The sequence below is a fragment of the Microcoleus sp. Aus8_D2 genome, assembly GCF_036702665.1.
Classification (GTDB): domain Bacteria; phylum Cyanobacteriota; class Cyanobacteriia; order Cyanobacteriales; family Microcoleaceae; genus Microcoleus.
Map to the genome: position 1 here is coordinate 1 of NZ_JAUBUN010000065.1, position 7,800 is coordinate 7,800.

The following is a 7,800-nucleotide window of genomic DNA, read 5'->3' on the forward strand; positions in this document are numbered from 1 at the left end:
CCCCATGCCCCATGCCCCATGCCCCATGCCCCATGCCCCATGCCCCATGCCCCATGCCCCATGCCCCATGCCCAATGCCCCATGCCCAATGACAACTACCAACTTCAATAATTATGAGTGACGCATTTAGAGAATTGCTGCGAAAAATTGGCAGCGGAGTACACACAGGAGAAAACTTAACTCGATCGCAAGCAGCAGCAGCCACGCGGATGATGCTGCTGGGAGAAGCAACACCAGCTCAAATCGGAGCTTTCATGATTTCCCACCGCATCAAACGGCCCACCGGCGAAGAATTAGCCGGAATGCTCGATGCTTACGAAGAATTGGGGCCGATGCTCGCCCCTCCAAACCGAGAAAAAGGGTTTGCAGTTTCTAGCGTCGCCGTATTTGGCGTGGCTTACGACGGGCGATCGCGCACCGCTCCAATTAGCCCTTTAACAGCTCTAATATTAGTCGCCTCTGGCGTCCCAACCGTCATGCACGGGGGCGATATCATGCCAACAAAAGAAGGCATTCCCCTGATTGAAATTTGGCGAGGTTTAGGAGTTGACTGGAGAAAACTTAGTTTAGAAAAAGTCCAGCAAGTTTTTGACAGTACCGGTTTAGGTTTTGTTTACCTTCCCAAGCATTTTCCTCAAGCCGCGAGTTTAGTACCCTACCGCCGCGAAATCGGCAAACGGCCACCTTTTTCGACAATGGAGTTGATGTGGTGTCCCTGCGCCGGCGACGTTAACGTCATCTCCGGCTACGTGCACCCGCCTACAGAAGGTATGTTTCAAGCAGCCTTTGAGTTGCGGGGAGTCAAAAATTATACCACAGTCAAAGGATTGGAGGGCAGTTGCGACTTGCCGCGCGATCGGACTGCAATTATCGGCATTGCTAAGCCAGGGGCCGAGTTCGAGCGAGTCCTTTTAGCCCACGGAGACTACGGTTTTAGCAGCACAAATCCGGCCTTTGAATCAGCATCTGAGTTATTCAAACAAATGCAGGAAGTATTGCTAGGAAAACCCTCAGAATTGATGCAATCTGCCATCTGGAACGGCGGATTTTATCTGTGGCGCAGCGGAGTTTGTTTGGATATGGACTCCGGTTTAATTGAGGCAGAAACCTTATTAAGCAGCGGTCAAGTCGTGCAAAAACTTGAGGAAGTCAGTAAAGCCGTTAGTGCTTTGAATTAACAACGACTAATCAAGTGTGCCGCTCATCCCGCACCCTACAACGATAAAAAGTTATTCTGTGTCACCAATGACTGATGACTAATGACTAATGACTAATGACTAGCCTTCGACTTCGCTCAGTCTAAAATGACTAATAACTAATGACTAATGACCAATGCCCAATGCCCAATGCCCAATGCCCAATGCCCAATCAAAAAATTGCAGTAATTGTCCTCGCAGGCGGTCAAAGTTCGCGGATGGGCACCGATAAAGCCCTGCTAGAAATAGAGGGTAAAAGCCTGTTGCAGCGGGCGTGCGAGGTTGCAGCAGCCCTAACGCCACAAGTGTATGTTTTGACTGCTTGGCCCGATCGCTATCGATCGACCATAACCCAAAAATCCCAATTTCTGGTAGAGTACAATCCGGGCACAGGGCCCTTAGTCGCATTAACCCAGGGATTGACAGAAATTGCCACAGACTGGATTTTACTGTTAGCTTGCGATTTACCCTTATTAGATGCCCAGATTATCCAGAATTGGGCGATTCAGCTAACAGCCGTTCCCCCATCTACCTTAGCAGTTGTGCCCTATCAAAATTCGCGCTGGGAGCCTTTGTGCGGCTTCTACCGCCAACAATCTCTGTCCAGTTTGCAAAGTTTTATTGACAAAGGAGAACGTTCATTTCAACTATGGTTAAATCAAATCCAGGCAATCCCTTTACCCCTAGGGGAACGAGAAGCACTAATGTTATCGAATTGCAATACATTAGAAGAGTTTGAGCAATTAAAAGGTAAAATAGGTAACGGTTGACAATTGACTGACCAATGACCAGTGACCAATGACCAATGACTAATGACTAATTACTAATGACTAATGATTAACGAATATTGGTTACTCGATCGCGAAATCACATTTCTCAACCACGGCTCCTTTGGGGCCTGTCCGATTCCCGTACTGGAAGCGCAAACCAGTTTTCGAGAACAACTGGAAAGAGAACCATTGCGCTTTTTAATGCGAGAATTTGAGCCGCTGTTAGATAATGCCAGAAATCAGTTAGCCGCATTTATCGGTGCGGGCGAGGAAGAATTGGCGTTTGTGCCGAATGCTACCACTGGAGTCAATGCCGTTTTGCGATCGCTCTTTTTTGCTCCAGGCGACGAATTGCTAACCACAAATCAGGAATACAACGCCTGCCGCAACACACTTGATTTTATAGCACAGCGCACAGGCGCTAAAGTAATAGTAGCAGAAGTACCATTTCCCATAGAATCGCCCGAACAAATTATTGAAGCAATAATTAAGTGCGTTTCCCCGCAAACAAAATTAGCCTTACTAGACCACATAGTCAGCCAAACAGGTTTAATCTTTCCCATCAAACAGTTAGTCGGCGAATTAGCTAATCGCGGCATCGATGTATTGGTAGACGGAGCACACGCGCCGGGAATGGTAGCGCTGAATTTAGAAGAAATTGGCGCAGCTTACTACACAGGAAATTGCCACAAATGGCTGTGCGCGCCCAAAGGTGCCGCCTTTTTGTACGTGCGGCGCGACAAACAAGATGCCATTCGGCCAACTACCATCAGTCACGGCGCCAACTCGCCGCGCGCTGATAAATCGCGCTTTCAACTAGAATTTGATTGGATGGGAACAGTCGATCCGAGTCCCTATTTGTGCGTCCCTGTCGCTATTGATTTTATGAGTTCTTTGTGGAGCGGCGGCTGGCCAGAATTGATGGCAAAAAATCAGGCTTTAGCATTGGCTGCGAGACAGATATTGGCAGATAAATTAGATTTGCCACTGCCTTGTCCCGATGAAATGGTCGGTGCGATGGCTGTTGTACCCCTTGCCGATGAAAAGTCTGATGCGGTTACAAAGGGAGGAATTCCACCTTTGCAAGAGGCGCTATGGGAGATTTTTAAAATAGAAGTTCCGGTGATTCCTTGGCCGGATTCTAGCAAGCGATTGGTGAGGATTTCAGCTCAATTTTACAATAGTTTGCCGCAGTATGAATATTTGGCTAAGGCGCTAGTTGAGCTAACAGGAATTTCAGCGGGAGATTCCCTTAAAAAACCCTAACACCCAACTAAAAACATTCAAAGGTTAGTAGTGAGGACTTCAGTCCTTTCCCCCGCTTTTGTAGTGAGGAACTTCAGCGGGAGATAGCAAACTTATAGATGACAGTAGCAGCATTTAGCTTTCCCAGTTTTTGAGATGTTAACGGTTTATTAAATCGAGTGCGACAGCAATTAATGTATCAACCATTTTTGTGGGATTGGGAGAATATTGACGCAGCAAAGACTTACAGCACTTGTCAGGTAAGTGAACTATAAAGAAACCAGTTTCGATCGGACAGCCGTGTCCCCGTGCGAGCCCTTCCGGGTTTCTGGGGTGTACTTCATAAAACAGCAATCTGCTGTAAATTCCTAGTCAGGACTTCAGTCCTCATCAGCAGTGATCCTTGATACTCCCCAGCCCGCTCCGGGACGGGGATTCTTGAAGAGTCCAAATGCGAACTTTCAAAGGCGAAATCAATGCGCCTCTACTGACTCCTTCCAGACATAGCCTTAAAGTTGTCGCTACTTTTCTCAAAATTAATGCAGCACCGTTGCAGTCTGCATTAATTTTGATTCCATCTTTTGAGCGATACAAACCGCGCTTTATACGCTTTCCAGATGCTTTCCACCCTTCGGGTTTTTCACCGAATTTAGGTAGCACATCAGCATCTAGGAAACTTGCCTTACTGGTATAACTCTCCTCCGTTTCAACGAACTCAATCCCATATTGTTCACAAAGTTGAGAGATTCTATCCTTTAATCTGGCGGTAGGAATTTGAACTAAACCTTGGTTTGTTTTACTCCCAAGATTGATTGATTGTCTCATTCCTTTGTTCCCACCAAATACGACAGTGCCTATTTGGTTTTGCAGGCAGTGATTCAATACTAATCTAGCTGCTTTGTTCACGGCATCCCTAACTTGCCTATTTCGTTTCTCCGTAATCCTAGCCAATCGTTTAGACCAAAAGCCTTGAGGTCGATACTCTTTGATTGTTGCAACTCGCTTGTTATACCACTGGTTTAATGATTTGAGATGCTTGCCATCTACGATCGAGCTGGTTCCCACATTGGAAACACAGGTTAGCCAATTATTCAATCCGGGATCGATTCCTAGCGCTTTACTGGTATCTAGCTCAACTGCTACCGACAGAATCTTGTAGACAAATTCAGCGTAGAATTGCCCATTCCTTGGTAAGATGCGAATTTCTCGGATTTGGCCGTAGTCTAAATTTGACGGCATTGGCAAATAGAATTCACTAACTCCAAACCATAGTTTAACCTTACTTCCTAGTGGAAACCTCAATTGCCCGTTCTTTAACTTTACGTCCGCCTTGGGAAACGTAACCAGCTTGAGGCTATTTTTGCGGTATCCGGGTAGTTTAGGGCATTGCGTTACTGTGCCATTTTTAATACCTTTGAGTAGTCCAATATAGGATTGGAATGACTCTGCGACACTCGTTAAAGTCTGTTGAGCTACGTGAGAGTATAAGGCTTTGAAGTGGAGATTGTCTTTCATCAGCCTGTGCAAAGTGGCTTTACTTGGAAATTTTCCTGTCTTGAAATACAATTGCCGAGAGTAGTAGATTCCACAATTAGCTAACTTATTTGATTCTTCACAAACAAACTCTAGGATACTTTTTCAAGCTCGATCTGGGCTGATGAGATTCTGCTGGCATCCATAACTAGACATTTTTTTGATTCTCAATATACTGCTTAACTACTGAAATAGGCGCACCGCCGACAGTTGAAATAAAGTAGCTGTTAGTCCACAGCGTTGGCAATCGACTTTTTAGCCAAGGAAATTCTTGGCGGAGATATCGAGATGAGCGTCCTTTCATGTACCGAATGAGTTTGGCAATCCCAAATTGAGGATCGCATTCGACTAAAAGGTGGACATGATCTGGCATCACTTCCATTTCAATCAATTCGCCTTTAAACTCAGTTACAACCTCTGACAATATTTCCTTCAGGCGAATATCAACTCCTTCAATCAAAACCTTGCGACGATACTTGGGACACCACACGATATGGTATTTACAAGAGTACGTGATATTTTTATTGGACTTGTATTTGATATCCATATCACAGTTATACAGCACAAGGTTATATACTGCAATGGTTATGTATTAAGTTTTTTAAATATTCAAGGCGGTTGAAACCGCTACCGACTTATCCCCATGTCTAAAGCCAGGGGCTTGCGTCTCGTTTTTTGGTCAAAGGAACCCGATGCGGTTTTTGCCGTCGGGGGTTTGGAATGTGCCGCTTCAGCTTGTGAAGGTGAGTCGGGCCAATCCTTCTCGATGGGAAACGGGTGACAATTTTGTACCGGGTTGATACTGATGTCGCTTTGCCAGTTTCCGGTCATCTCCCTGAAAAATTATTGCCATAATGGCAACACAATCCCAATTTATTAATTTATGATTAAAACTTAATCGTGGGAAATTACCAACACATAATATCATGCCGAATACTCTATTTCTGCAAGCAATTTCTCCAATTTCCAATCCTAATCCTAACTATGCTAGCGCTCAAGGAGGGGCGGTTTTTTACAACTATAGTCAACCTGCTTCAGGAACTTTGACTAACTCCGAGACAGAAACTTTAGTCAAAAGTGGGGTATCTACTGCTATTGCTGATGCCCAAGCTGTTTTTAGCAATGACCCAACTTTCTCTGTCCTGTTTACTGACAGTGCTGTAATTGGTCTTGGTGGAGCAGCTCAGGGAAGTTCTAGCAGCTCAGCTAAAGTGATTGCTAATTTTTCGGTCGGCAAGAATCAAACCTTCTCTTTCGATTTTGCCGCTGGCTTACAGCTAGAAGCCAAAGAAATTGAAAATCCCCAGGCAGAATATAACCAGGCTAAGGGAAAAACCTCTTTCGTTGTGTTAGACACCTCCGATGCCAAAAAGCCGAAAGTATTAGATTATTTTGGCATGAACGGGAATTTAATCACTTCTGAACACATCGGCGATCTGAATTTGGGTTCGAGCGGCCTGGTGACCATTACCAATCAAAAGAAAACCAATGATATTAATGGTAACAATGGCAAAGATTTTCTCACAGGCGAGGCTACTGGCAATTATCGGAGGCAGTTTAACCGCGATACCAACATAACCATAGCCGAAGTGAATACCAGTGACAGTAAATTTTTGCAGGATACTTTCATCGGTAAACTGGGTTCAGATGTCATCTATGGCACAATCTGGAATGATAAAATAGACGGAACTCAAAACGCAGACGGGAAGAAAACCAAAGGCGAAGATGGCGATCGTCAACTAAATGGAACCAACGGCGCAGACAAAATATATGGCAGCCTGGGAGACGATCAAATCTATGGACAAGGAGGCGATGATATCCTGGAAGGCGGTTCAGGTAATGATTACTTGAACGGTGGTGACGGAAATGATAAACTTTATGGTAGTGATGGTAATGATACCCTCATTGGCGGTGATGGCAGTGATATCCTGGTTGGTGGTATTGGCAATGATGTGATGAGCGGTAATCAGGGCAACGATCTCTTTCTTTTCCAGAATGGCGATAGCTTCCTCACAGGGGAGTTAGATATTATCAAGAACTTCAAAGCCGATCAAGATCGGATTGGATTGCAGGGATGGGGTACGATTAATGCCTCAGATTTGTTAGGGCGGAGCGCGACATCACCATTCCAGATCAGCGATACCAAAGATGGTACTCTGTTAAGTTCGAGTTCTGGTGGAAAAATTCTCTTGGAAGATGTGAAATCAACTAAACTCAGTGCCAAGAATTTCATGTTTGGTTAAAAATGAATCAAAAATAATGAAATTAACAAGCAAAAAGGAGGGCATCCTCAGCTAGGATGCCCGACATTTTTATCGCTGTCATATCGTTTCCGGTAGCATCGGAATTATATATTTGGATGGTATCTATCAGTGCTGTCCCCGCTCGCGATTTGGGTCGCGAGCGGGGACAGCACTATATAATTCCGATGCTACCGGATTTGATATCAATCCCCGTTTGGTGCGACGGTTTCGCAACGCCCGCTAACTACTAGAAACTGAAACCGAGACCGACCCCGAAATCGAGGATGAACTGCTGCTACAAGAGCCATCGCGAGAAATTTTGACTGTGACTGATTGACTGATTTTCGCTTGCTCGTCGCCAGATGCACTGACCATGCTTTGGACTTGTGCGATCGCCTTTCCATGAGGCGAAACTATCCGGTGGTTGAAAATTCTAGTGCGTTTCATATCAGAAAACTCTACAATAACTGTATTAACCAACTGAAGATATTGAAGAAGCAGAAGCACTAGCGAAAACAGTGCCCCCAGATGCTATGGAAATAACATTAGCAGAACTGATAGCAAAGGAACCAGAAGGGCGGTTAATTACGAGATTATTAAGAACAGTACCAGTGTAGGCTGACATACCAGAGGCAGTTGCCAAAAATCCAGAAATTGCTACAGCACCACTGCCATTTAAATACATAGCAGATGTTTCGGGCATGGAGTCCAAATAATCGAGGTCGGAAATAATCATGGCTTTTAGATATTTTAACTTGAGAACTTTACCCGCAGCAGCTCAATCTAAAAGTTGCTCGATTAGGAGCAACTCTT

The 7,800-nt window shown here is 45.0% G+C and carries 8 protein-coding genes; 4 read left to right on the top strand and 4 right to left on the bottom strand.

Annotated elements, in window-relative coordinates:
* Positions 1-113 precede the first annotated feature (113 nt).
* From QUB64_RS30535 to QUB64_RS30545, 3 genes are all read left to right on the top strand, one after another.
* On the top strand, positions 114-1,178 hold the full coding sequence (locus QUB64_RS30535) for an anthranilate phosphoribosyltransferase family protein (protein WP_333277865.1): 1,065 nt from the start codon (positions 114-116) through the stop codon (positions 1,176-1,178).
* A 182-nt stretch (positions 1,179-1,360) separates the two neighbouring features.
* Positions 1,361-1,966: a molybdenum cofactor guanylyltransferase gene (locus tag QUB64_RS30540; protein WP_333277867.1), complete on the top strand. Its 606-nt coding sequence runs from the start codon at positions 1,361-1,363 to the stop codon at positions 1,964-1,966.
* 63 nt (positions 1,967-2,029) lie between these two features.
* Positions 2,030-3,232: an aminotransferase class V-fold PLP-dependent enzyme gene (locus QUB64_RS30545; protein ID WP_333277869.1), complete on the top strand. Its 1,203-nt coding sequence runs from the start codon at positions 2,030-2,032 to the stop codon at positions 3,230-3,232.
* 369 nt (positions 3,233-3,601) lie between these two features.
* Here QUB64_RS30545 and QUB64_RS30550 read toward each other — a convergent pair whose 3' ends face one another.
* Both QUB64_RS30550 and tnpA read right to left on the bottom strand, forming a co-directional pair.
* A complete protein-coding gene (locus QUB64_RS30550) occupies positions 3,602-4,843 on the bottom strand; it encodes an RNA-guided endonuclease InsQ/TnpB family protein (protein WP_333277928.1) in 1,242 nt (413 codons plus the stop codon).
* Positions 4,844-4,892: 49 nt separating this feature from the next.
* Entirely contained in the window at positions 4,893-5,291 is a 399-nt protein-coding gene (gene tnpA, locus QUB64_RS30555) for an IS200/IS605 family transposase (protein ID WP_333277871.1), read from the bottom strand.
* A gap of 496 nt (positions 5,292-5,787) precedes the next feature.
* Here tnpA and QUB64_RS30560 point away from each other — a divergent pair, with 496 nt between their 5' ends.
* On the top strand, positions 5,788-6,987 hold the full coding sequence (locus QUB64_RS30560) for a calcium-binding protein (protein WP_333277873.1): 1,200 nt from the start codon (positions 5,788-5,790) through the stop codon (positions 6,985-6,987).
* Between the two features lie 240 nt (positions 6,988-7,227).
* Here the strand turns inward: QUB64_RS30560 and QUB64_RS30565 are convergent, their stop codons facing one another.
* Together QUB64_RS30565 and QUB64_RS30570 are read right to left on the bottom strand one after the other, a co-directional pair.
* Positions 7,228-7,434 (bottom strand): hypothetical protein, encoded by a 207-nt coding sequence (locus QUB64_RS30565; RefSeq protein WP_333277875.1) that lies wholly within the window; start codon positions 7,432-7,434, stop codon positions 7,228-7,230.
* 25 nt (positions 7,435-7,459) lie between these two features.
* Positions 7,460-7,723 (bottom strand): hypothetical protein, encoded by a 264-nt coding sequence (locus QUB64_RS30570; protein ID WP_333277877.1) that lies wholly within the window; start codon positions 7,721-7,723, stop codon positions 7,460-7,462.
* Between the last annotated feature and the right edge of the window lie 77 nt (positions 7,724-7,800).